Genomic DNA, 23757 nt, shown 5'->3' with positions numbered 1-23757 from the left:
AAATTTATCTATTTCTTCCTTTGGGGGAATTCATCAGCAAGAGTTTTAAATTGTGCTTTAATGCGTTCGCGTAGCTTAGCTTTAGCGGCTGTAAGTTTAACACCATTTACTTCATCAATTATAATCTGGCACAAGCTTTTCGTCTTTACTATCACGAGAATATTAATTTGAATATTAAAAGGTGATACCTTTTTATTCATATTAATAAAATCATCAAAGTTTTTAGGTAGGTAGTGACAAAATGGATGTAACCATTTTTCGAGCTCTATATAAAACATACATAATTCATGTTGTTGAACAATATCAGGATTTTTCTTTTTATCAATATATTGATTGATAAAAGTATCATATAAAGCAGATTTTTCCTTTCGAGGAAGGAGGGAGGACTTTATAGAAGAAAGTGTCTCTATCATGGTTTGGTTAGTGTTTTGATCTTTTACAGACTGTAATGATTGGATGAGAGTACCAATATCAATACTAGTGGCCTCAGTTATATCGGCTATATTTATTAGTAAATTGGTTAAAGCTTTTTGAACCTCCGGATGAGTAAATTCAATTTTCTGATCCATGATTGCCCATTTCAAACTCTCTAAAACATCTAAAATATAACGGGTAGTAGCTTGATCATTAGCTTGGAGGTAATAGAGGTGTCTGACTAAATTTCTTAAGGATACTTTATCTCGGTCTACAGTAAAGGACCTTGAAAGGTATAATTTCACAAAATTTTCAGTCTCAACATCGTTAATTTCAGAAAGGTCTGTCTTAAAGGTTGCGATGCTTGCAATAAATTTATCAGCAAAATCTAAATGCGCTTGAGTGAGAGGTATTAATCCATCAATGGTTTCACTAAAGCTTTTCTGTTGTTCTTGAAGAGAGGACTGATTAACATCCCTTATTATTGTTGTTCCTGTCGCTACCTCAGAAGCATCACTGCAACTGCTTAATTGCAACTGCTTAATAAAGTAAAGGTAAAAAAATTATTATTGATTTTCTAAACATTATATTCCTGTAGGGTTTTACGATAATATATATATTATATATCGGTATATAAGAATAAAAATTTAAATTATCAAGTATATATTATATAGAGAATGAATTGCCGCAGCCACAAGAGGAGGCCGCATTAGGATTTTTTATGACAAAGGTCGAGGCAACCATATCTTCAACGTAATCTAAGATGGACTCTTGCAAGAGTCCTAAAGAAATTTCATCGATAACAACTTTGGCAGTATTTTTTTCAAAGACTTTATCATCAGCCAACACAGTGTCATCAAAGAGGAAAGAGTATTGAAAACCAGAACATCCGCCACCTGCAACAGAAATACGAAGCATGGAGCCCTTTGCTTCAGTAGAGGATAAAAGCTGTGTAATGCGTCGAGCCGCGCTATCAGAAATAGAAAAATTTTGTGACATGCTCTCATACCCTATAAATTATCGCCTGTATATTATAATTTATAGTCTATTTATCGGTTTTTGCAAGAGACTTGGGAGTGGGCTTATAAAAAAGCCCCCAAGGTGGGGGCTTTTAATAGAAACAACTGTCTTATCGACGAGCCATTGCTGGACGACGCTCTGCCCCTTCTTCTTTTGGACGAGCGATAGCAACGTTCATACGACGACCATTAAGATCTTGACCATTTAGTTTTTCCATAGCAATATCTGCTTGTTGTTCAGTTTCCATTTCAACGAAGCCAAATCCCTTGCTGCGTCCGCTCATTTTGTCAGTAATGACTTTGGCTGAAATAACTACTCCGTGATCCCCAAATAGCTGAGCCAATGTTTGGTCGTTAACAGAGTAAGGCAAGTTACTGACGTATAGCTTATTGTTCACAATGAACCTCCTTTAAAATTAAGCTCGGCGCACTAGGTTCACAAAAACTGGCTCGTAAGACCTGGACGCAACCGTATCACACTTTAATATTGTAGTCTGATCGGCTGTTAAAAAGTGGTTAAGAACAAAACACAAATAAGAGGCGAAATAAGTAACTGAACTTTTCTAACAACAAATGAAGACGATACAATTGAACTATAGGCATTTTCGGTGAAAATTGTAAAGGAAATGTTTTGCAATATTTCCTGCAATTTGACAAAACAGTCACTATATGAGTTATATGGATTTGTTTCTATTTAAAAGCATATCATTTTATAAGGTGTGATCTAATGATTAAGAAAACATTTTTATTTATCACCATTTTATTGATGGCCACGATGGCCTGGCTGCTTTATGGTACAGGAGGTGTTTATGCTCCAGTAACAAGGGCCGCTGATGAAGCTGTGATCATTAAAAAAGGCATGGGAATGGTTGAGGTTGCAGACTTGTTGCTGCAAAAGAAACTCATTTCAAATCAATATGTGTTTTTTTTAGCCTCTGCTTTGAATCGCCAATGGGGTAAGTTAAAAGCTGGGGAATTCTTAATTCCTAATCACGCTCGTCCGACCGAAATTATTCGCATTTTATGCTGCGGTAAAGTTATTGTTCACAAGGTTACCTTTGCTGAAGGTAATACGGTTGCTGATCATATTGACCAAATCAATAAACTTGAGCTATTGACCGGCGAGATTGAGCATATTCCCGGCGAAGGGTTTATGCTGCCCGAAACCTATACCTATGTTTATGGTGATACGCGCCAGTCTTTGGTGAATCGCATGGAAGCTGCGATGATTATGGCTTTGTCTGATGTGTGGGGAAAAAGAAAAGGGGGCTTGCCTTATCAAAACTCTCTTGAAGCTTTAACCTTGGCCTCGATTGTTGAAAAAGAAACAGGCCGACAGGATGAACGCAAAAGAGTCGCAGGTGTTTTTATTAATCGCCTGAATAAAGGGATGCGCCTGCAGGCTGATCCAACGGTTGTCTATGGAATTACCCTTGGTAAATCAAAGCTGGGCCGTAAGATTACAAAACAAGATTTAAAGTCAGAAACAATCTATAATACGTACATTGTGGATGGGCTGCCGCCTCGCCCTATTTGTTGTCCGGGACGCGCGGCTATTCAAGCTGCCGTTGATCCTCACATTAGTAAGGAGTTGTTCTTTGTTGCCAATGGCGCCGGGGGACATAACTTTAGTGCGAGTCTGACTCAGCATAATGCCTTTGTGGATCAGTACCGTAGGATGTTGGGAAAGGCCTGCCCTTAGCGGTAAGGTAGTGCTCGTGGTCATTCTTGTCAGCGGAATCGTCGCAGAATGGCAGGCAACTCAAAAGGACATTGCTAATATAGCCCATGCATGTGTGGGATTGGGGTTTAATTAGAAGAGGGGGCTCATGATCAGACTCTAGAGTTTGGCCTATATTCAGGAGGCACACCCAACCTATAAGAACTTTATTAGTGATTATCACTCCGTAATCCTTCGTAAATAAAGGTTCTGCTACAATAAGGACAGTCAGCCTTGCCTTCCTTGCCGACATTAAGATAGATGCTGGGATGGCCTAATCCATCCTTGCTACCATTTCCATCGCAGTTAACAACCTTAGCTTCTACATAACGAATATCTTCAGTCATTAGGTCCTCTCTAATAAGCTTATATTCAATTATGTTAGAATTTGTGGCGTGATTTTTCTACAAAAAAAGCGGGTTAAATTAAATCTATATGGCTATATAAGTGATATAAGTTTTTATAATTATCATCAATAGGAGGCAATTTTGAATATATATCGTTTAATGTGAGAGGTGGTCCCCCCTGATTAGACAGAAAAGCAGCAGAGCAGAAACTCCTTGTCTCTCTCTACCTACGCCACGAAGCTGAGCAGGATATAAAAGATCTGGCGGATTATTTGCCCGCGATTGGCTGTTTAAGGATAAGTAATCCCCACGCCATTGAGACATTCCCTTGGGATACAGCCCACAATCTAGCATTTCTTGATTTACGTTCTAAAGAAGTCTGTGATATGAGTGGATTGGCCCGTGCACCACAGCTTCAAGAGCTTAACTTATCCGAGATACCTGTCAAAGATGTGGGGGAGTTGGGTAAAGCATCCAACCTGAAAATTCTTAATTTAAGCGAGACATTGGTTACTGATATCACTGGGTTAAAGGGAGCATCTCATCTTGAAGAGCTTTATTTATTCAATACAGCCGTCAGTAACGTGAGCCCCCTTGGCTCAGCCATAAATCTGAAACCCCTTCATTTAAGGGACACACAAGTCAGTGAGGAAAGTGAGTTGAAGATCCGTAATCCTGAGCTAGGCATATTATTAGATTTTTAATTTTGGTCTACAGGGTATAAGGTAAATTTTGCGCTAATTTCTAAGAAGTTAGCGTATTTTTTTATAGTTTTTTCTCGCCAGAAAGGTTTTCTATAAGACTTAAGGTGAAAATGGAGTTGTTTATATTTAGGCAATTGGACTCACTTCCAAAGCCTTTATTTATTAGGGACAGATGTCGATGATGTGAGTGAGTTAAGGGGGAAAAATCTAAACCTAGAAATCACAGGCTTCTAATTTTTGCATGAAGCCATACAAAACAGACTTGAGCTAAGCCCTTCGCGTTAGCTCACTATTTTTCTGTAGGCCTTGATACTCAGCGGAATTGTTGCCAGGTAACTTAACATGAGAAGAGACAGGGTAATCCATGGGGTGGCAAATAAGGAACCAGCAACAAACGTGATACCCACGAGAACAAGCGGGAAATACTTGCGTTCAATATTAACCTTTTTAAAGGAAAACATGGGAACCACGCTAATTGCCAAAGACCCAATCCCAAAAAGGAAGAGTGCATTAATCCAAGGCTTTAACCATAAGCCCCAGTCATGAAATTCAATGTCAAGCATTGTGGGAATTAAAACAAGAATAGCAGCAGAGGGGGCATTACAACCATTAAAGAAGTTTTCTGTTCCTACCGGTTCGCGTCCTTCAATGCTAATGGTGTTGAATCGAGCCAGTCTAAGGGCAAGGCAAACGCTAAAGTAGAGGCAGAATAGCCAACCAAGACCTTGCCATTGATGTAGAGATTTTAGGTAAATAACGATGGCAGGGCTAACTCCAAAGCTAATAAAATCAGATAAAGAATCCAGCTCAGCCCCAAAACGGCTTGTCGCATTGAGCATGCGCGCAATGCGGCCGTCCATTCCATCAAATAAACCGGCCAAGAAAATGGCGCCAACGGCAAACTCCCAACGTTCCTGCAAGGCAAACCGTACAGCGCTTAATCCCATGCAAAGGGCGATTACTGTCGCCAAATTCGGAAAAATAAGCGCGATGTTAACATTTGACATGCGCTCACGCGTTGCCTTAAACCGTTCCGGTAACCGTTTGGCAAGAGGGCGTGTGGTTTTTGTCTTTATTTTTGGTTTTTTTGTTTCTGACATCTAATTAGGAGATCCTTGGCGCCGCGCTTCGGTTGACATTAAATCGGCTAGAATTGTTTCGCCACCAATCATCCGTTGGCCAATAATAACAAGAGGGGCAACGCCTTTTGGAAGGTAAACATCAACCCGGCTACCAAAACGAATAAGCCCATAAAGCTCACCAACATTCATGACTTTACCTTCTGATGTTTGGCATAAAATACGTCGAGCAACCAAGCCAGCAATTTGCGTACAGGCTATTTTGAACTTTCCATTATTGATGACAATTGTTTGGCGTTCATTATCTTCACTGGCTTTATCGAGAGACGCATTAAGGAACTTACCAGGATGGTAAATGATTTTTTCAACAGTTCCAGCAATGGGGGTGCGTTGAATGTGAACATCAAAAACATTTAGAAAAATACTGACCCGTGTAAGGGGATCTGTCCCAATATCATACTCTTTTGGTGGCACAACATCCGCAATTAAACTGACAATACCATCAGCTGGTGAAACAATTAAACCATCGCGGATAGGCGTCACGCGTTTTGGAATACGAAAGAAATAAATACACCAGGCTGTTAGGATAAAACCAATGACCCCTAACGGATGAGAGAAGCTATAGAGCAGGATAGAAATTGCAGCAAAAATTAGAACAAATTTCATTCCATCTTTATGGATGGGGGCGAAAACGGACATCATCGGAAAGTATCTTTCTGTTAATAATTTTGGTTTAAAATGCCTGATTTTATCCAAAAAAGCAAGTACAGTTGAATTTGGGAAAATTTTTTAAGCTTACTCTTTTTATAAGCTCGAGCCGAGCCAAATATTGGTCGTGATACATCTTTAAAATCTGTCCCCCATTTAAGGTGACAGGAAAGGAATATATTGGAATCACTTACATTACCTGGTATGATAATTTCGTGTTTATTTGGTTGAAATTATCTTCTTCTTTAGAAGAGTTAGCGATTTAAAATGTCTTTCCGGCATATCTTTTTAGCTATTTTAGTAGCAGCCATTTGGGGATTTAATTTTATTGTCCTTAAAGTCGGTTTAAAGGAAATGCATCCATATTTATATGGAGCAGGACGTTTTTTTATTGTAGCCTTACCTATTTTATTCATTAAAAAACCAAAGGTTTCTTGGCCTCTTATTGTTGGGGTAGGGCTAATGTCGGGTCTTTTAAAGTTTACCCTTATGTCGATGGGCGTTGCAGCTGGGATGGCTGCAGGCCTTGCTTCCCTAGTATTACAAAGCCAAGCATTCTTTACTTTAATTTTTTCTGTGGTGCTCTTGAAGTCAAAAATTCGATTGAATCAAGTATTAGGTATGTTAATTGCCTTTGCGGGGATGATTTTAATTGGCTGGCAAATGCAGGTAGAGAGTTCCCTTCTTGGTTTTATCTTTATTATAGCTGCTGCTATCTGTTGGGGAATTTTAAATATTATTTACCGTAAGGCTGGTGACGTCGACATGTTTGCTTTAACTGTTTGGTCGTCGATCGTTGTGCCTCTTCCCTTATTGTGTATAAGTCTCCACGATGTTGGTATTGTAGGGATTACTGAGAGCATTCTGTCTATGTCCTTTAGAGGGTGGATTTGTTTGGCCTATACAGCATGTTTAGCTTCATGGATTGGTTCAACTCTTTGGGCATATTTGATGCGATGCTATGAACCCCATATGGTGGCACCATTTTCGCTGTTAATCCCAGTTTTTGGTATAATCTTTGCTAATCTATTTTTAGATGAACGATTCACCCTGGAAACTGCAATTGCCTCGGTCTTAATTTTTTCAGGTCTTATGGTCAATCAGTGGCGTACTCGGAAAAATATCTCTGTTAATCTGTCGACTGATCAAGAGCGAGTGGTTAGCGAAATTCCACAAAAAGCAGCTTAATAAGCCTTTAATTTTATGCATATCTTTATTTTATTATTTCTCGTGCAAAATATAGTTTAGACCGGTAGTGGTTCGGAGAAAAAATTAGGCTGCAAAGTTCTATTGTATCATCCCTTATTACAGATCAACCCACCATTAACTTTAGTGATCCAATATTCAATATCTGAGAGGTGTACCCCCCAACAACTAAGCAAAAATATGAGGAGATGGGGCTGGAGTTTTTGATTGAAGAGGCCTGTGATTTTATGCTCCTCATTTATACGGTGCGCTTATGGTTCTGAGGAGATGATAAATTTACTGCGGCAATAGTAAGGTGCCTCTAGGAACTGGCCGGCAGAATAGAAGCAGGGGTTGTGGGAGACCAACACCCAGCGACTTCAGCAACCAATCAATAAATTTAAAAATCTCCCGCTATAGCCAATCCTTTATAAACCTAAGACTGGTTTGGCTATAATTAATTATTTTTTATCGTCGTATGGGTTTTTCCCACCGCGTACAAAAATACGAATTGGCACGCCATCCAGCTGAAAGTCCTTGCGCAGGTTATTGATCAAGTAGCGCGAATAGCTATCGGGCAGTTGGCTGGCTTGGGAAGCAAATACGGCAAAAGTAGGGGGACGTGTCTTGGCTTGAGTCATATATTTTAAACGGATCCGTCGACCATTTACCGCAGGCGCTGGATGGTTTTCTGTCACAAAAGATAACCACTTGTTTAATTGTCCAGTAGAGATACGACGATTCCAGTTGCTGTACATTAGCATCACCGCATCCATCAATTTATCTAAACCTCGACCGTGTTGGGCGGAAATTGGAATACAGGGAATACCACGTGCTTGAGTCAATTGGTTTTCTAGTTTTTCTTGAATGGATTTAAGTAACCCAGATTTATCTTCAATCAGATCCCATTTGTTCAACGCTAATACTAATGCCCGTCCTTCGGAAACAATATCGTAAGCAATTGTAAGATCTTGCTTTTCAAAGGGGCAGGTGGCATCAATCATCAGCACGACCACCTCAGCAAAGTTAATGGACCGTTGGGTATCCATAACGGCGAGTTTTTCGGACGCTTGGTCGATTCGACTGCGACGGCGCATCCCCGCTGTGTCAATAAGGTCAATCGCCTGATCTTTGTAATTCCATTGAACAGTAATGGCATCCCGAGTAACGCCCGGCATGTCAGCTGTTAAAAGACGTTCTTCGCCAATGAGACGATTGATTAATGTCGATTTTCCGGCATTTGGGCGACCAGCAATTGCAAGTTTTAAGGGGCGCCTTTTAGCAGCTTTTCCTGTATCTTCCTGATCGTTCTCAGGTTCTTCATTCTCAACAGTCGGGAAGAGAGGCAACATATATTCATACAGGTCATATAAACCTTCGCCATGTTCAGCAGAAATTGCAACAACATCGCCTAAAGCAAGGCTCATGGCTTCAGAATAGCCAGTTTCACCGTGGCGGCCTTCACATTTGTTCGCGATAACAATAATTGGTTTGTTTTGACGGCGCAAATGATTAGCCAGTTCACGATCGTAAGGTGTAATTCCTTCCCGGGCATCGATAACAAATAAAACTAAGTCTGCCTCATCGATTGCCATTTGAGTTTGGCTAAACATTCTTTTGGTTAAGATAGAGGAATCAGGATCGGCTAAGCCGGCTGTATCAATAATCTTAAATGACAAATCATAAAGTTTTCCATTAGTTTCCTTACGGTCGCGTGTCATGCCAGGCATATCATGAACCAATGCCAAGCGTTTTCCTGCAAAGCGATTGAATAGAGTTGATTTCCCGACATTTGGTCGGCCAATAATTGCGATTTTCTTCATTTTACTTAGCTTTTTGTTTGCCATAAAAGAGTTATGGATGTATTAGGGGGTGACACTCCCTTTACATCCTAAGAATATATATATAGGAATGATTATCCTATTTATCCATAAACAGTTAGCGTGCCATTTTCTGATAGAATTAACAATTTACCATCCACGATTACAGGTGATAAGCTAATATTATCGCCATGGTCAATGGCTGATAATTCTTTACCGTCCACTGGATTAATAAAGACAATCTTGCCCGTTGAATTGGTTAGAATTAATTTGCCCCCTGCCATGATAGGACCAGCCCAGTTAATTTTTTCTTCACCAGCTGGATTTTTAAGCGGTTGAGCCCAAACAATTTGACCATTGGATGTGTTCAAACACACAAGATCATTATCGTTACTAATCATAAAAATATAACCGCCAACGATTGCTGGGGTCCTGAGGCCACCAACATCTTTTTGCCAATAGCGGTTACCACTATTAAGATCAAATGCAGCCATGCGACCACCGTGGCTAATGGCATAAACTTTGCCTTGGTAAATCACGGGGCGTGCCCGAATATGGCTGATACTGGACAGTGGATCAAAGGCTGTCGCAGGGTTTAAAGCTTCCACCCATAGGGGCTGACCTGTTGAGGCAGAAAGAGCATAAATTTCTCCGGTGGAATGGGGGACAATAATTTTATCACCCTCAATGGCTGGAACGCCGCCCCCCAAAAGACCTGTTGCTTCTGGAAGTCCAATATGGCTCCATTTGACCTCCCCTGTTTTAATATCAAGGGCATAAGCCTCGTTGGCCACATTGATAGCAATAACATGGTCTCTATGCAGCGTTGGAGCAATACGGAAAGGAGTTTGTAAAGATTGTTTCCACAATTCTTTCCCTGTTTTTGCCTCAAGCGCCATAACGTCCCCAAAGGATGTGGTGACAAATACAGTACTGGCGTTGACGCATACGCCCCCACCAAGAGTGTCGGCTTCTGTATCTTGGGGTGATGTATTTGCTGACCAGAGGACAGTACCATCTTGAAGTTTTATAGCGCTAACCAAACCATGAGTATCCATGGCGAAAATTATACCGTTATTAACAACCACATTTGAAATTAAGCGCTTGTGGCTGCTGTTGCCATATCCAATAGAGGTAGACCATAGTTTTTTCAAATCTTTATTAAGGGCAAGATTGTCGAGTGAATGATCTAAAGTGCCACCAGGAACTGACCAGTCTTTATTTCGAGTTTCATTCTTAAGGGATAACGATGCTTTGCCGCCAACAGCTTCTTGCTTAACCGTCGCTTCCTGGACAAAGATGCTTTCACGTTTGCCCGGAAGAGGATCCTTTGACGAGAATGTATCGCAGGCGGTGAGGGCAACGGCGGATGTCAAGAGTAATAGGTTTCTGTTCATTAGGGCACCTTTTCAAATCATTTATTCTATTTATGAAAGATTACCAGCAAAAAAGCAAGGTTGACTATAATAGTCATCCCCTCTGACTGGAATATGCTGTCAAGGTCTGGATGAAAGATCTACTATCCATAAATTATTGAAAGAATAGATTCTTATATTGCCAAATTAACCCTGATAGAGTAGAAGTACTCTTTAGCGTACGTTTCTGTACGGTTGGAGTTAGTTTAAATGTTAATTTTTTTGATCTCTCCCCCTTTTGATCTCTCCCCCTAATTTTTAGAAAATATAAATTAATGGATTTATACTATGGTATTAAAGAAACTATGTATGGGTTTGATGGCTGCTACTATCAGTCTCGGCAGTGCACATTCTTCTGACGACTGCTTTATTGCAAAGGAAAATGGCAAAATTGTAAAGCAAGAAGGCCCCTGCACCAAGCGGCACTCACCTTTTTCAACTTTTAAAGTACCGCTTGCCTTAATGGGATTTGATGCGGGAATATTAAAATCGGCAGAAGAACCATTGATAGAGTTTAGGAATGATATCAAAGAAAGGTTAGGTGCGCCTAATAAGTTTCCTATTATGCTGCTTTGGCCTAGAGCTCAAACACCAACGACATGGATGCGTTATTCTGTTGTGTGGTATTCCCAAGAAATTACACAAACTTTGGGGTTCGAGAAATTTCAAGAGTATACCCAAAAACTTAATTACGGTAATGCTGATACTTCGGGTACCTCTGGTAAAAATGACGGAATTTTCAATTCATGGCTGGGATCCTCTCTACAAATATCGGCTTTGGAACAAGTTGAATTTATGGAAAAGCTAAGCAAAAGAGAGCTACCCCTATCCAAAGAAGCGCAAGAAAATACAATCAATCTTATCGTTGCACAAGACATGTGGGATGACTGGAAGCTTTATGGAAAGACCGGTGGAGGAACTATTGGTTGGTTTGTTGGATGGATCGAAAAAGGCGACAGGCGTATAGTTTTTGCACAATTTATTGAAAAAAATAATTCCCCTATCACCAGCGGTAGAATAGCAAAAGAGATGGCCAAAGACCAATTAGTAAGCCTTATATTATCATAACCGTAAGCATTTCTGGATAACCTTATAAATTTCCCAGATAAAATTTCCTTCCATGGGTTTTATCTGGGAGTATTACCCTTAATGGGCACTATCTTATCTCTTTTTCCACGACTTAGCTATTTTTCCGATTGAACTTGCGCCTCGTTATCAACATTTATGAAGATAAGATGTTAATAAAGGATTTAAAATCTAACGGATTGATTATCCATTTTTCATCGGAATTCTTGGTGGTTTTGTCAGCAAGAAAATTCACTTTAATAAATAAATTCAAAACATTTTAATCGGAGAATATTTTTGCGCTTCCTTAAGATTATTACAATAGGTCTGGCCCTTTCAGGTTCAAGTAGCTTAATGGCTATGGACAAAGATATACAGTATAACCCAAAGCAAGATCTGCCATTAAGTCCCTATAAAAACTTTATGGCAAGTGAAAACACAATGCTCCGCCCTCTCTTTCCTGAAGACTATAAGGCCCTGTGTCCTATTTACACAAATGCAGAAGTAGTAAAATATTTCGGTCCTGGTATACCCTTGACAATAGAAGAAATAAAAAAGCAAGCTTTAGCTCGCGCTCAAAGGAATGATTGTCAGAAAAGCTTAGCTTATCATTGGGCTATTTTAGCACATGGCGGAATCGCTGGTAGTGTTTCCATTTTCCACCCTCATGATCAAGAAGAGAGAACTGAAATTTTTTATTGTATCTCACCAGCTTTTGGCGGAAGAGGATTGGCGACCGCAGCATCTCGGCTTGTCATTGAGTTTGTCGGTGGCCCTTTTATAGCAACAGTCCATCCCAAAAATAAGGCCTCCATGGCCATTCTGGAAAGAAAGTTGGGCTTTAAACGTGATCTTAACCGTCAAAATGTTGAGAAGTATGGTACTGTCAGGGATTATTTTCTACTTAACGAAAAAGAATAATCTTCATTCCTATGAAAACCAAGGGAACACCTATGAACCGCTTAGTTCAATGTGTTCGAGAGGTACCTGGGCTTCTACCTTTTTTGAGTGGATTTTTTAGGTGAATTGACTTGGCCAATCTAAAACCATAGTCCTCAAGACCATGTTAAAGATTTTACGAGCCAGCGTAGCTTAAATTCCCTCGCAGGTCTTAGTGTTGATAGATTTCTTGTGATTTAGTGTCATAATTTTTATTGAATTGGTAGATCGAATATAAATGAAGCAGGATGGCCATAATCAAAAAGCCGGTAATTCCCACTATTCCATAATATTCCCCGATAAACACGCACCCATAGGATGTTAAAATTGTTGTTATAATGCGCGATATAGCATAAGCAAGAGCGGCTTGGGTGTATCGGCCAATAATCGGAAAGGCTTTTAGAAAAAGGGCATGGGCAGGCGTAACTCCTTCTCCTAAAATCAGCAATCCACATTGAATCAAGAATAATTGAAATGGTGTTGCCGCGTGGTTGATCATGAATGGTAAACAAAACGCAAAGCCTAAGAAGAGCAATCCGCGTACCTTTAAAATATCGAGTGGATAAATTTTAAGTGCCATTCGCCCATATACTAAAATGGCTATGGCTTCTACACCGGAAATAAAAAGGTTGTGGTGAATGACCTCCGCTGCACTATAACCGAAGTGCGTGCGTAAAAACTGGCCTAAATAAATGAAGCTAAAATAAAAATAAAGCGGCCGTAAGCATTCGACACCTAAATAACAGAAGAAGTATTTTTTGGTCTGTTTAGAAGGCAAAAGTTGATTTAATTTAACTTGCTTTGATTTAGTTTGTTTTTTCTCTTGAAGAAATTCGGGCGTTTCTCTCAACTGTGTTCGTGCAACGGAGCCAATGACAGCGATGGCAGCTCCAAAATAAAACGCTGTTCTCCATCCCTCGTTACTATCAATCATTAAAAATACAGACCCTACCAATAAAGCAAATGTACTTCCCAATCCTGTAAAAAAGGCGACCAGGCTGGTATAAAAATAAGATTGAGGTGCCTTTGTTGACTCTGCCACATACGTTAAAGCCCCAATGAATTCACCAATTGAGGAGAAACCTTGCAGCATTCGGCATAAAATCATAACAATCGAAGCCGTTATCCCTATTTTTTCGTAAGAAGGAAGGGAGGCAATGACAAAAGAACAAAAGGCCATCAGTGAGGTGGTTATAATAATTGTCGATTTTCGACCATAGTTATCCCCTAAATACCCGAAAACAAGGGCTCCTATAGGACGGAGGATATAAGTAGAAGAAAAAGTGAAAGCAGCAATTAAGCCAGCTGTGTAAGGATCTGTTTTGGGAAAAAATATATCATTCAGCAAGACGGCCATATGCACATACAGATAAAGATCAAAATATTCAAGAAAGGCGCCAATTTGTATCAGAGCAAAGGATTTTTTCTTAGAGGTAGCAAGATTTCCCATAGCTTTATTTTTATTATTATTATTAAATTCTTTATCCCTCTAAAAGTAAGGGGTTAAGGTATTTTTCATACTTTAATTTTTTCAAAAAATTATCGTTTTATTTTTGAGAGAATTGATATAACATTAATTTTTTTTACTTAAGCGAATTTTTTAAAGAAAGTTTACCTTTGACTGTTTTAGAGCTTAGTTAAAGTAAATAAGAGGGTAGAGCGTCCCCCGTATTGCTCATAAAAAACCCACCTTAAAGGTGGGTTTGTGTTAAGAGATAAAAAATTAAATATATTCAACCTTTATCACTGAATACGCTTTGCTACCCCCCGGTGTGGTAACCTCGACCATATCATCAACAGCCTTACCGATCAATGCTCGGGCAAGGGGGGATGTAATCGAAATTCGTCCTTGGCGAATGTCAGATTCATCGCCACCAACGATTTGGTATTTATGATTTTCTTCGGTATCTTCATCAATTAAAGTAACGGTGGCACCAAATTTAATATCGCTGCCGGAAAGCTTAGAAACATCAATAATTTCAGCACGGCTAATTTTATCTTCAAGTTCAAGAATACGGCCTTCAATAAAACCTTGGCGTTCTTTAGCGGCATGATACTCGGCGTTTTCTGATAAATCTCCGTGCTCGCGAGCTTCGGCGATGGCGCGAATAACCTCTTGGCGATCCACATGCTTGAGGTTTTTTAATTCCTCTTGCAGGCGATCATAGCCATTTGGTGTCATTGGTATTTTCTTATCCATAATATAATTAACCTCAGATAATTTGAATATTAGTTCATATAGTTTGTTTGAGCGTGTTGTCAATCATGCAAATTACTGATAATCAGAAAAATTTGCGATCAGCACAAAAACTTGAACCCGATTGTATCGAATGTAAAAGTAAATTTCTACTGAGATTTATAATTTTTTTTTACCTATGATATTTGGCTCATTGTCTACTCTTTATAGTGTTAACCATCTTTCATACATGATAAAAAATAATTTCAAGACTGTTTTTTTGAATTTTGTTGTGAAATAATAACACAAGATCTGGTGTCAGGAATTAATTAAAAACTATATTTAGTATTGAGAGGGTAAAGTCGATGAAGGTACGTCGTCTGTATACAACAGCTGGGAAAAGTCCCTATGAGAATGTGAAATTCTCAACAACAAGCAGTGAGATCCGTAATCCTGATGGTTCTGTTGTTTATCGTCAAGAGGATATTGAAGTTCCGTCTTCATGGTCCCAAGTGGCGTGTGATGTGCTGGCACAAAAATATTTTCGTAAGGCGGGCGTTCCTGACAAATTAGTAACGGTAGAGGAAGAAAATGTTCCTGCATGGTTATGGCGTCATGAAGCGGCTAAAGGCGCTAAAATGACCTCAGAACATTCTTCTACCCAAGTTTTTGATCGGTTAGCTGGTGCTTGGACCTATTGGGGCTGGAAGGGCGGATACTTTGATTCAGAAGCAGACGCTAGTGCTTTTTATGATGAAACCCGCTATATGCTCTGCACACAAATGGTGGCGCCCAATTCTCCTCAATGGTTTAATACAGGACTGCATTGGGCTTATGGTATTAATGGTCCAGCGCAAGGGCATTACTATGTCGACCATAAAACAGGCGAACTCACAAAATCCATTAACGCCTATGAGCATCCGCAACCACATGCGTGTTTTATTCAAAGCATTGGCGATGATCTTGTTGGTGAAAATGGAATTATGGACCTTTGGGTGCGGGAAGCACGTCTGTTTAAATATGGTTCCGGCACTGGAACAAACTTTTCCAATTTGCGGGGTGCTGGCGAACCGTTGTCTGGCGGTGGCCGCTCATCTGGTTTAATGAGCTTCTTGCGTATTGGTGATCGTTCTGCCGGCGCCATTAAATCGGGGGGAACAACACGGCGCGCGGCTAAAATGGTGATCGTCGATATTGACCACCCCGATGTAGAGGAATTTATCAATTGGAAGGTTGTAGAAGAACAAAAAGTTGCTGCTTTGGTAACAGGTTCTAAAAATAATAAGCTTCATCTAGGGATGATTATGGAAGCTTGCCACACAGATGCTGTGAGCGAAGCCGATCGATTTGATTCCCATACGAACCCTGAGTTAAAGGCTGCTATTCGGACTGCTCGTACGGCGATGATACCAGACAACTATATTCGCCGTGTTATTCAAATGGCGAAAATGGGCCATGCGAGCTTAGACCTTGCCGTTTATGACACCGATTGGGATTCAGAAGCCTATTTGACAGTGTCTGGGCAAAATTCCAATAACACCGTCCGCTTAACCAATGATTTCTTGACGTTGGTTGATACGGATCAGGATTGGAATTTAATTCGGCGCACGGATGGATCTGTTCATAAAACCGTTAAAGCACGTGACTTATGGGATAAAATTGGTTATGCAGCATGGGCTTCTGCGGATCCTGGCGTTCAATTTGATACAACAATTAATGAATGGCACACCTGTCCAGCGAGCGGTCGTATCAATGGATCCAATCCATGCTCAGAATATATGTTCTTAGATGATACGGCATGTAATTTGGCCTCCTTGAACTTAATTACATTTTGCCCTGATAAGACTTTTAATATCGAAAGTTATGAGCACGCCATTACAATTTGGACAATTATTCTTGAAATTTCGGTGATGATGGCTCAATTCCCATCTAAAGAAATTGCTGAAAGATCTTATATATTCCGAACATTAGGGCTAGGATATGCCAATGTGGGCGGTTTGTTAATGGCGCTAGGAGTTCCCTATGATAGCAAAGAAGCGCGCGCAATTGCGGGTGCTTTGGCTGCTATTATGACGGGTGTGTCTTATGCAACATCGGCGCAAATGGCAAAAGAGCAAGGGGCATTCCCGGGTTATGAGCCCAACAAAACAGACATGCTGCGCGTAATGCGTAACCACCGTCGAGCCGCCTATGGTGAAACAAAAGGCTATGAAGGCTTAACAATTCTGCCTGTTGCGTTGAAAGCAAAAGAGTGCCCGTATCAAGAAATGATTAAGGCATCGAAAGAGGCGTGGGATCGGGCTGTAACACTGGGTGAAAAGTACGGATACCGTAATGCTCAGACAACTGTAATTGCGCCAACTGGAACAATTGGTTTGGTCATGGACTGCGATACCACGGGGGTTGAACCAGACTTTGCTTTGGTCAAGTTTAAAAAGCTTGCTGGCGGAGGGTACTTTAAAATCATTAACCGTATGGTACCCCGAGCTTTGGCCACACTAGGATATACACCCGAGCAAATTTCAGAGATTTCCCAATACGCTGTGGGACATGGTACCCTAGAGGGAGCGCCCGGCATTAATGCTGATACATTAAAGGCTAAAGGGTTCACAGATGAAGCTTTGGTAAAATTGAAAGAAGCCCTCAAATCAGCTTTTGATATCAAGTTTGCCTTTAACAAATATACCTTTGGCGAGGAATTCTGTCGCCAAGCATTGGGCGTTACTGAGGCTCAGCTCAATGATTTTTCCTTTGACATGTTAGCGATGCTTGGGTTTACGAAGTCTGAGGTTGAACAAGCAAACCTTTATTGCTGTGGAACGATGACCCTAGAGGGCGCCCCCCATCTGAAAGCAGAACATCTAGCCGTTTTTGATTGTGCAAACCCTTGTGGTAAAATCGGTAAACGTTTCTTGTCCATTGACAGTCACATTGAAATGATGGCTGCTGTGCAACCCTTTATTTCAGGGGCAATTTCTAAGACAATTAATATGCCGAACTCAGCCAGCATTGAGGATTGTAAAGAATCTTACATGAAATCATGGAAGTTATGCTTAAAGGCAAATGCCTTGTATCGCGATGGCTCTAAGCTTTCTCAACCGTTGAATTCAGCTTTGATTGATGATGAAGAAGTCGAAACATTAACAACGAAACCATCGACAGCAAAGGCTCACTTTGTTGCTGAAAAAGTTATCGAAAAGGTTATTGAGAAGGTGATTCACGCTTCTCAACGTCGTAAATTGCCAGCTCGTCGCGATGGTTATACCCAAAAAGCAGCGGTCGGCGGACATAAGATTTACTTGCGTACCGGAAACTATGAAGATGGTACTTTAGGTGAAATCTTTATTGATATGCACAAGGAAGGAGCTGCCTTCCGGTCTTTGATGCACAGTTTTGCGATGTCTATTTCCATTGGATTGCAGTATGGTGTTCCCCTAGAAGAATACGTTGAAGCCTTTACCTTTACCCGTTTTGAACCCTCTGGTTTGGTTGAGGGCAATGATGCAATTAAGATGGCGACATCGTTATTAGATTATATTTTCCGGGAACTAGCGGTTCGCTATTTGGGTCGTTACGATCTTGCTCATGTTAAGCCTGAGGATTTGTTACCGGATACCATTGGTGAAATGGAAGAATACCAACAGAATCTCGTACCCGAACAACCTTTGCAAGTTTCTGAGACTCACACAGTTGCTGCTAGTAACTTGTACGTTTTAAAGCCGACCGCTGAAGTGCGGGCAACCGGCACCACAGGACGTGTCAGTGGGGGCGCTGTTCGAGCCGAACGATCTCAACAAGCACGTCTTCAGGGATATGAAGGGGATGCCTGTGGCGATTGTGGCAACTTTACCATGGTCCGAAATGGAACATGCCTTAAGTGCAACACCTGTGGATCAACCAGTGGTTGTTCCTAAGGGAAAACCTTTTTCCGGGCCAGCGAAGCGCGACCCGGAATCTCCGTATTACAAAAGTCAATAATTATAAGTGTATCCCCTGCCTTGAGCAGGGGTCTTGATATCATAAGGGGCAAGTCTGTTATCTCGAGTTCCCGGCTCTTCGGCCGGGAAAAGGCGCTTTTTATAATGCTCTTCTTTTTCCGGGCAAGCGTAAGCGCGACCCGGAAGAGTATATAGTGGCGTATTCTCCCTCATTCCGGCCTTGAGCCGGAATCCATGCCTCTCTTTTGGGGCAGTATAGCTTTATCACAGCTATACTTTCCTAAGCCTTACCATCAAACAGACGCCGGTATGGTTTCCGGGTCGCGTTGCACTTGCCCGGAAAGAGGGTTCTTTTTCCCCGCCGAGCTTGTTCTTCCCTTCTACTTTTCTGGCTCTTCGGCCGGGAAAGAGCAACTTTTTTTCCGGGCAACCAAAAGGCAATCTGGAAACTTAAATTTATATGAAAGCTTCCTGATTCCGGGCTTGACCCGGAATCCATTCCTGGATCTTCATACGAGAAAGATATAGCTGTGGTAAAACCACACTGTCCGTAAACTCAAGGTATAGTTTTCGGGTCGCCCTTCGGTTGCCCGGAAAGAGGAAGTTTTGTGAAGGATGTGGGGTACTCTTTCTCCCCCCATGCTTGACCTACAACAATCAATATTACCCGGGATATCGCCTATCATCCCGAGTTCCCGGCTCTTCGGCCGGGAAAGGAGAGGGGGAATAAGGGCGGGCGGGAAAGGATTTCCGACGAAACAGAGCGTAAAGCTATCCCTTCTTTAAGAGTAGTTTTTCCCGTGCTGCCCGTAATTTCACAAAGTCATCCCCTGCATGGTAGGAGGATCGGGTGAGCGGCGAAGCCGATACCATTAAGAATCCTTTGCCCCGGGCCATTGTTGCGTAAGAGTCAAATTCATCGGGCGTAATGTATCCCATGACAGGATGGTGTTTTGGTGTTGGCTGCAAGTATTGGCCGATCGTCAAAAAATCAACCTCAGCAGCCCGCAGATCGTCCATAACTTGATAAATTTCAGGTTTAGTTTCTCCTAACCCAACCATGAGGCCTGATTTGGTAAAGAGGGACGGGTCAAGTTCCTTGACCTTTTCTAGGAGGCGGAGTGAATGAAAATAACGGGCGCCGGGGCGAACTTCGGAATAAAGTCTCGGAACAGTTTCAAGATTGTGGTTATAGACGTCAGGTCGAGCTGCAACAATTTTTTCCACCGCACCATCTTTACGTTGAAAGTCTGGCGTGAGAATCTCAATGGTTGTCGCCGGCGAGAAGAGACGAATTTGTTGAATAACCCTGGCAAAATGGTCAGCGCCACCATCTTCCAAATCATCTCGGTCAACAGAGGTAATAACAACATGGGCTAAGCCCATTTTGGCAACAGCCTCAGCCACGCGCTCGGGTTCATGGGGATCCAGTAAATCTGGACGTCCTGTTTTGACATTACAAAAAGTGCAGCCCCGTGTACAAGTGTCCCCGAGGATCATAACGGTAGCGTGCTTCTTTTCCCAACATTCGCCAATATTTGGACAAGCAGCTTCTTCACAAACCGTATTTAGCTTGAGATCTCGCATTAAGGTGGCGGTCTCGTGGTAACCAGCCGAGATCGGCGCCTTAACCCGGATCCAGTCTGGTTTGCGTTGAATTGTCGAAGGGGTAGCTGCCGTCATGGGATACTCCTGTTAATAGGGTCGATTAGATATGAATGGTACGACCAAAAGCATTTAGAACTGATTCGTGCATCATTTCCGACAAGGTTGGGTGTGGGAAAATGGTGTGCATCAAGTCAGCTTCCGTTGTTTCAAGGGTTTTGGCAATGCCAAAGCCTTGGATCAATTCTGTTACCTCAGCGCCAATCATATGGGCCCCCAGCAATTCGCCAGTTTTGGCATCAAAAATAGTTTTAACCAACCCCTCGCTATCGCCTAAGGCAATTGCTTTACCATTGCCAATATAAGGGAAGCGACCAACTTTAATGGCGCGGCCTTCGGCTTTGGCTTTTTCTTCGGTTAAGCCGATGCTCGCCACCTGCGGTAAACTATAGGTGCAGCCAGGAATATTCAATTTATTCAAAGGATGAACGCCAGGAAGGCCTGCAATTTTCTCGACACAGATAATGGCTTCGTGGCTAGCTTTATGGGCAAGCCAGGGGGCGCCCGCCACATCACCGATGGCGTAAAGGCCAGATTCAGCGGTTTGACACCATTCATTGGTCTGAATTTGATTTTTTTCGACTTTGGCTTTAGTGTTTTCCAAACCTAAATTTTCAGTGTTGCCAATAATTCCAATCGCCAAAATCACGTTAGAGGCTTCGAAGATTTCTTGACCCTTAGCTGTCTTAACAAAGACTTTTGCGCTATTTTGAGTTTTCTCTAACTTTTCCACCGTCGCTGATAAAACAAATTTGATACCTTGCTTTTCAAAATTTTTTAAAGCGAGGGCGGAAATTTCAGGATCCTCTTGCGGCAAAATGCGATCAATCATTTCTATGACAGTAACTTCTACCCCGAGGGTGCGATAAAAGCTAGCAAATTCAATTCCAATAGCGCCTGAGCCTACAATGACAAGGGATTTTGGCATCGTTTTCGGCGTCATAGCATGGCGTGCTGTCCAGACAATATCCCCATCGACCTCAAGATGGGGTAACGTCCGAGCCCGCGCGCCGGTCGCAAGAATAATATGTTTTGCTTTGATGTCTTCTGTTTTGCCAGTATTATCTTTAACGGACAAAATGCTTTTACCTTTAAGGCTGCCGTGTCCTTCGAGGACTGTAATCTTATTTTTCTTCATCAAATGTTTGATGCCAGCTGCCAATTGACCAGCAATTTTGCGAGAGCGTTCAACAACTTTGTCGAGCATAATTTCTGGTTTTGCAACCTTAAGGCCAAATTCTTCGGCGTGGTCAATCAAGTGTTTCACTTCTGCCGTGCGAAGCAAGGCCTTGGTTGGGATGCATCCCCAATTGAGGCAAACGCCCCCCATGTGTTCTTTTTCAACAATCGCTGTTTTCATGCCTAATTGGGCTGCGCGGATAGCGGCTACGTAACCGCCAGGACCGGCACCAACAACAACAACATCAAAATCTTGCATTTCCTTAGAGCCTTTAATGGTTTAAACTTAACTATGATATATCATAAAAAGTGTGACAAACCCCAGCATAAATCGAGGTCTATTAAAAATGACTGAACAAAATGGCCATGTTTTGGTTGTCGACGACGATCGCAGATTACGAGAACTCTTAACCAAATTTCTGAAAGATGCAGGATTTCGCGTCCAAGCAGCAGCAATGGCAGCGGAAGCCAGGATTCAACTAGCAGCCCAACACTTTGATGTTATGGTACTTGATATTATGATGCCGGGCGAAACAGGCTTAGACTTTACCAAATCATTGCGGGAAGGGGGGAATCAAATCCCTATTCTTTATCTAACGGCCAGAGATTCGGTTGAAGATCGGATTGAAGGATTTGATAGCGGGGGTGATGACTATTTACCTAAGCCTTTTGAGCCGGCAGAATTAGTGTCAAGGCTGCGAGCAATTTTAAGGCGGGTTGCCCCTAAAAAAACGCAGGATATAATTCCTCACTTAGTGTTTGGAGATTTAGTTTTCCATATAGAAGATGGTATTCTGCAGGACAAAGAGACGCAAGTGTTCCTATCCTCGACTGAAATTATTTTGCTCCGCACGATGGCGCAATCGCCGCGCCAGCCCTTTTCTCGCGAAGACTTGGCTCAAAGAATCGGCCATCGCGTTACAGACCGAGCGGTGGACGTTCAAATCACTCGGTTGCGTAAAAAGATTGGAGATGATTCCAAACAGCCACGCTTTATCCAAACAGTGCGCCATATAGGATATGCTCTATGTCCAGATTCATGATCTTACATCCTTTCCGTTATTTAAAGCGATTCATGCCTAAAAGTTTGTTTGGACGCTCTATTATTATTTTGCTGACCCCCTTAATTGTGGTTCAAGTTATTCTAAGCTATATGTTTTTTGAACGCCATACGGATGCGATTCTTGATTCTCTGGCCAAAGGGATTGTGGGGGATATGCAGATGGTTTGTGATTTGGTTGATGAAGGAATGGATCAACAGCAATTGGCGACACTCGCGCAAAAGAACTTTGACTTTAAAGTAACCATTGATCCTGAGGGGAAAGTTGTTAAGTACGGGGCCTATAAGGATAAATGGCTCTATCAGTATATGGAAGAACAGCTGAATGCTCGGCTGAACCATCTTTATTTCTTGCGCATATTTGGGGATGTTATTCATGTGAAGATCCCCCATGAGCGTGGCGTCATTACGATTGAGACACCCCGTAAACGATTGTATAGCCGTACCACCCATCTGGTTATTGTTTGGACCGCTGTGTCTGCCTTGTTGCTGTTTATTGTGGCTTCTCTCTTTATGCGTAACCAAATTCGGCCCATTCGGCGGCTGGCGAATGCGGCTGAAAAATTTGGTAAGGGATTTGATGTGTCGTTCCGCGCTGAAGGGGCCACCGAGGTTAGGCAGGCGGGAATTGCCTTTATGATTATGCGAGATCGAATCAAGCGTCATATTCAAGAGCGAACAGAAATGTTAGCTGGAGTTTCTCATGACTTAAGGACACCCTTGGCACGGATGAAATTACAACTAGCGATGATGAAAAAAAGTTCCGAAGTAACTGATCTGCAATCAGATGTAGAAGAAATGCGGCGCATGGTTCAAGGTTTCTTAGATTTTTCCAAAGGGGTGGGGCAAGAGGAAATAACTCCAGTTGTTGTCAAGGATGTGGTCGATCAAGCAGTTGCAGGAATCCGCCATTTACCCTTGTTTGTCTCAGTGGTGGGCGATGCGTCCATAACATGCCCGCTTAAAATTGAACTTTTTAAGCGTTGCTTAACTAATTTGTTGTTAAACTCTAATCGATACGGCAATAACGCTATCATTACAATCGAGCAATCAGATAAATTTTTGACGCTTATGGTTGATGATGATGGTCCTGGGATTCCAGAAGAGGAGCGGGAAAATGTATTTCGTCCTTTTTATCGTCTGGATCCGGCGCGCAACCTGGATTCAGGGGGGGTTGGCCTAGGAATGAGTATTGCACGAGATGTTATTCGAGGCCATGGCGGAACAATGACATTGGATAAGAATGAGCAAGGGGGCTTGAGAGTTATAATAAAAATACCATGTTAATAAATACGGGGTATTGATTAAATTCTTGACGCTGTTG

20 protein-coding genes are annotated in these 23757 nt (G+C 41.8%); 8 read left to right on the top strand and 12 right to left on the bottom strand.

Annotation, left to right across the window (positions count from 1 at the left end; all coding sequences use genetic code 11):
* Positions 1 to 8: 8 nt before the first annotated feature.
* From ID47_RS03490 to ID47_RS03480, 3 genes are all read right to left on the bottom strand, one after another.
* A complete protein-coding gene (locus ID47_RS03490) occupies positions 9 to 950 on the bottom strand; it encodes a hypothetical protein (RefSeq protein WP_038463913.1) in 942 nt (313 codons plus the stop codon).
* 130 nt (positions 951 to 1080) lie between these two features.
* Positions 1081 to 1413 (bottom strand): iron-sulfur cluster insertion protein ErpA, encoded by a 333-nt coding sequence (erpA, locus tag ID47_RS03485; protein WP_038463910.1) that lies wholly within the window; start codon positions 1411 to 1413, stop codon positions 1081 to 1083.
* A gap of 130 nt (positions 1414 to 1543) precedes the next feature.
* On the bottom strand, positions 1544 to 1831 hold the full coding sequence (locus ID47_RS03480; protein WP_038463907.1) for an RNA recognition motif domain-containing protein: 288 nt from the start codon (positions 1829 to 1831) through the stop codon (positions 1544 to 1546).
* 329 nt (positions 1832 to 2160) lie between these two features.
* Here ID47_RS03480 and mltG point away from each other — a divergent pair, with 329 nt between their 5' ends.
* Entirely contained in the window at positions 2161 to 3135 is a 975-nt protein-coding gene (gene mltG, locus ID47_RS03475; RefSeq protein WP_038463904.1) for an endolytic transglycosylase MltG, read from the top strand.
* Positions 3136 to 3323: 188 nt separating this feature from the next.
* Here the strand turns inward: mltG and ID47_RS12305 are convergent, their stop codons facing one another.
* Positions 3324 to 3500 carry a zinc-finger domain-containing protein gene (locus ID47_RS12305; RefSeq protein ID WP_075261557.1) on the bottom strand — a complete coding sequence of 59 codons (177 nt, stop codon included), beginning with the start codon at positions 3498 to 3500 and terminating at the stop codon, positions 3324 to 3326.
* A gap of 386 nt (positions 3501 to 3886) precedes the next feature.
* On the opposite strand from ID47_RS12305, the gene ID47_RS03470 reads away from it, so the two are divergent.
* Positions 3887 to 4204, top strand: coding sequence for a leucine-rich repeat domain-containing protein (locus tag ID47_RS03470; RefSeq protein ID WP_038463901.1), 318 nt, complete (start codon positions 3887 to 3889; stop codon positions 4202 to 4204).
* A 281-nt stretch (positions 4205 to 4485) separates the two neighbouring features.
* Here ID47_RS03470 and ID47_RS03465 read toward each other — a convergent pair whose 3' ends face one another.
* Positions 4486 to 5304, bottom strand: a complete 819-nt coding sequence (locus tag ID47_RS03465) for a CDP-alcohol phosphatidyltransferase family protein (RefSeq protein ID WP_051908526.1) — start codon at positions 5302 to 5304, stop codon at positions 4486 to 4488.
* Positions 5305 to 5985 carry a phosphatidylserine decarboxylase gene (locus ID47_RS03460; RefSeq protein ID WP_038463898.1) on the bottom strand — a complete coding sequence of 227 codons (681 nt, stop codon included), beginning with the start codon at positions 5983 to 5985 and terminating at the stop codon, positions 5305 to 5307.
* A 273-nt stretch (positions 5986 to 6258) separates the two neighbouring features.
* On the opposite strand from ID47_RS03460, the gene ID47_RS03455 reads away from it, so the two are divergent.
* Complete coding sequence (locus ID47_RS03455; protein WP_051908524.1) at positions 6259 to 7179, top strand: EamA family transporter; 921 nt, start codon at positions 6259 to 6261, stop codon at positions 7177 to 7179.
* Between the two features lie 458 nt (positions 7180 to 7637).
* Here ID47_RS03455 and der read toward each other — a convergent pair whose 3' ends face one another.
* The gene (der, locus tag ID47_RS03450; RefSeq protein ID WP_038467023.1) at positions 7638 to 8999 is read right to left on the bottom strand and encodes a ribosome biogenesis GTPase Der; all 1362 of its coding nucleotides are present in this window, start codon (positions 8997 to 8999) and stop codon (positions 7638 to 7640) included.
* 101 nt (positions 9000 to 9100) lie between these two features.
* Positions 9101 to 10393: an outer membrane protein assembly factor BamB family protein gene (locus ID47_RS03445; RefSeq protein ID WP_038463895.1), complete on the bottom strand. Its 1293-nt coding sequence runs from the start codon at positions 10391 to 10393 to the stop codon at positions 9101 to 9103.
* A 306-nt stretch (positions 10394 to 10699) separates the two neighbouring features.
* Between ID47_RS03445 and ID47_RS03440 the strand changes: the two genes are divergently transcribed.
* Positions 10700 to 11479 (top strand): penicillin-binding transpeptidase domain-containing protein, encoded by a 780-nt coding sequence (locus tag ID47_RS03440; protein WP_038463892.1) that lies wholly within the window; start codon positions 10700 to 10702, stop codon positions 11477 to 11479.
* A 357-nt stretch (positions 11480 to 11836) separates the two neighbouring features.
* Positions 11837 to 12397, top strand: a complete 561-nt coding sequence (locus ID47_RS03435) for a GNAT family N-acetyltransferase (protein WP_198022334.1) — start codon at positions 11837 to 11839, stop codon at positions 12395 to 12397.
* Between the two features lie 190 nt (positions 12398 to 12587).
* Here ID47_RS03435 and ID47_RS03430 read toward each other — a convergent pair whose 3' ends face one another.
* A complete protein-coding gene (locus ID47_RS03430; protein ID WP_051908519.1) occupies positions 12588 to 13865 on the bottom strand; it encodes an MFS transporter in 1278 nt (425 codons plus the stop codon).
* Between the two features lie 273 nt (positions 13866 to 14138).
* On the bottom strand, positions 14139 to 14615 hold the full coding sequence (gene greA / locus ID47_RS03425) for a transcription elongation factor GreA (RefSeq protein ID WP_075261556.1): 477 nt from the start codon (positions 14613 to 14615) through the stop codon (positions 14139 to 14141).
* A gap of 341 nt (positions 14616 to 14956) precedes the next feature.
* Here greA and ID47_RS03420 point away from each other — a divergent pair, with 341 nt between their 5' ends.
* Entirely contained in the window at positions 14957 to 18505 is a 3549-nt protein-coding gene (locus ID47_RS03420; protein WP_038463883.1) for a vitamin B12-dependent ribonucleotide reductase, read from the top strand.
* Positions 18506 to 19300: 795 nt separating this feature from the next.
* Here the strand turns inward: ID47_RS03420 and lipA are convergent.
* Positions 19301 to 20212 carry a lipoyl synthase gene (gene lipA, locus ID47_RS03405; protein WP_038463874.1) on the bottom strand — a complete coding sequence of 304 codons (912 nt, stop codon included), beginning with the start codon at positions 20210 to 20212 and terminating at the stop codon, positions 19301 to 19303.
* Positions 20213 to 20237: 25 nt separating this feature from the next.
* A complete protein-coding gene (gene lpdA / locus ID47_RS03400) occupies positions 20238 to 21632 on the bottom strand; it encodes a dihydrolipoyl dehydrogenase (RefSeq protein ID WP_038463871.1) in 1395 nt (464 codons plus the stop codon).
* Between the two features lie 88 nt (positions 21633 to 21720).
* Here lpdA and ID47_RS03395 point away from each other — a divergent pair, with 88 nt between their 5' ends.
* Both ID47_RS03395 and ID47_RS03390 read left to right on the top strand, forming a co-directional pair.
* The gene (locus ID47_RS03395) at positions 21721 to 22416 is read left to right on the top strand and encodes a response regulator (RefSeq protein WP_038463868.1); all 696 of its coding nucleotides are present in this window, start codon (positions 21721 to 21723) and stop codon (positions 22414 to 22416) included.
* The gene (locus ID47_RS03390) at positions 22401 to 23720 is read left to right on the top strand and encodes an ATP-binding protein (RefSeq protein ID WP_038463866.1); all 1320 of its coding nucleotides are present in this window, start codon (positions 22401 to 22403) and stop codon (positions 23718 to 23720) included. Before ID47_RS03395 ends, ID47_RS03390 begins: the two co-directional genes overlap by 16 nt.
* Positions 23721 to 23757 lie beyond the last annotated feature (37 nt).

Source organism: Candidatus Paracaedibacter acanthamoebae, assembly GCF_000742835.1.
Lineage (GTDB): Bacteria > Pseudomonadota > Alphaproteobacteria > Paracaedibacterales > Paracaedibacteraceae > Paracaedibacter > Paracaedibacter acanthamoebae.
The sequence above is the reverse complement of the archived record's forward strand: the minus strand, read 5'-3'. Positions and strand labels throughout refer to the sequence as shown.